Here is a 1,826-nt window from a genome sequence, read left to right on the forward strand (position 1 = left end):
CGGCCTCGCGCAGGAGCCCCACCGCCTCGCGCAGGTTTTTTCGTACCGCGTCCGGAGTGTCGTTGACCGGGTTGCGGTAGGGCGTGGTGAAGACGGAGGCCGGGACCTTGTCCTTGACGCCCTCCAGGATCGCCTTCTCGTCGCCCTCCGGCAGGCCGGAGGAGGCCAGCTCCGAGCCGAAGTAGTAGGAATCGATCCGCCTGTAGAGGCCGTAGAACAGGGCCTTGTTCATCTCCTCGAAGTTCATGGCGAGGTTGAAGGCCCGGCGCACGCGGGCGTCCTTGAACTTGTCCCGGCGCAGGTTGAACACGAAGGCCTGCATGATGCCGGTGCCCCGGTCGGGGAACGCCTCCTTGATCAGGCGCCCGTCCTTGACCGCGGGGAAGTCGTCGTAGGCGGTGGCCCAGTTGCGGGCGATGTTCTCGGCCCGGAAATCGTAGAGGTCGCCCTTGAGGGCCTCCACCAGCACGGTGCCGTCGCGGAAATACTCGTAGCGCTGGCTGCCGAAGTTGTTGCGGCCCGCATTCACCGGCAGGTCCTTGCCCCAGTAATCGGGCACCCGGGCGTAGGTGGCGCTGCGGCCGGGATCGAACTTCTCGAGCCGGTAGGGGCCGGAGCCGAGCGGCGGTTCCAGGGTCGTCTCGGTGACGTTGCGCGGGCGCCCGTTGGCGTCCTTGCCCGTCCACCAGTGCTTGGGCAGCACGCGGATCTGGCCGATCACCTGCGGCAGCTCGCGGTTGCCGGTCTCGGAGAAGGTGAAGGTGACCTCGTGCGGGCCCGTCGCCTCGGCCTTGGTCACGTTGTGGTAGTAGGCGGCGTAGAACGGGCTGTTGGCCTTCAGGGTGTCGAAGGACCAGACCACGTCCTCGGGCGTGACCGGCTTGCCGTCGTGCCAGCGGGCGGTTTCGCGCAGGCGGTAGGAGACGGAGCCGAGGTCGGGGGCGATGCGCAGGGCCTCGGCCAGCAGGCCGTAGGAGGTGAAGGGCTCGTCCAGCGATTCCGTCGTCAGGGTGTCGTAGACGAGCTGCACGCCGCCCTCGATGTCGCCCTTCAGCCCCGAGACCACGAGGTTGAAGTTGTCGAACCCGCCCTGGGCGCCGAGGCGCACGAGGCCGCCCTTGGGCGCCTTCGGGTCGGCGTAGTCGAAATGCGCGAAGTCCGGCCCGTATTTGGGCTGGCCCATCAGGGTCACGGCGTGGGTCCATGCGCCGGTCGCCGCCGGAAGCCCAGGTTCGGGCGCGGCGCGGAGCGGAAGCGTGAGGCAGGCGACGGCGAGCGTCGCGGCGAGGAGGCGTCCGGTCGCGGCTGTCAGCGTCACTGTAAGGCGGTCTCCGGCTCGTCCGCCGAACGGGCGGGCGCGCCGTTCTAGGACGGACCGGGCCTGAGCGCACCTCACAAAACGCCTGATCGGCGGGCGCCCTCCCTCCGGTCACGACGGCGCGGCGGCCGTCCTGTGAGAGACACGAAGCGCCAACCCGGCGCATGCGCGCGCCGGTCCCTCGGGATCAGGCGTCCATCCGGCTGCCGATCTCACGCCCGAGTTCCAGCAGCAGCAGGTCCATCAGCAGGCGCAGCTTCGAGGAGGTGCCGTCGCCGAGGGCCGAGCGCGCGTCGAGGCAGAGGATCGCGGCCCGCTCCAGCGGTCCTTCCGAGCGGAGGCTGGTCTGGGTGACGTAGCCCTGCGCGTCGTCGCGGCTCTCGGTGATGTCGATGAGGATGCCCCGGCAGCGCACCGGCCGGCCGAGGGCGTCCTGGTAGACCCGGCCGCGGCTCAGGAGCCAGCGGACCTCGCCCGCAAGGCTCACGACGCGGTACTCGGCCAGGAT

2 protein-coding genes are annotated in these 1,826 nt (G+C 69.9%); both read right to left on the reverse strand.

Annotated features, from left to right (window positions below; translation table 11 throughout):
- A partial coding sequence (locus tag COGEMETH_RS22995) for an extracellular solute-binding protein (protein WP_238185005.1) occupies positions 1-1,318 on the reverse strand: 1,318 nt, incomplete at its 3' end.
- 187 nt (positions 1,319-1,505) lie between these two features.
- On the reverse strand, positions 1,506-1,826 hold a 321-nt coding region (locus COGEMETH_RS23000; RefSeq protein ID WP_238185006.1), incomplete at its 5' end, for a PAS domain-containing protein.

It is taken from the genome of Methylobacterium trifolii, from assembly GCF_022179685.1.
In the GTDB taxonomy this organism is placed as follows: domain Bacteria; phylum Pseudomonadota; class Alphaproteobacteria; order Rhizobiales; family Beijerinckiaceae; genus Methylobacterium; species Methylobacterium trifolii.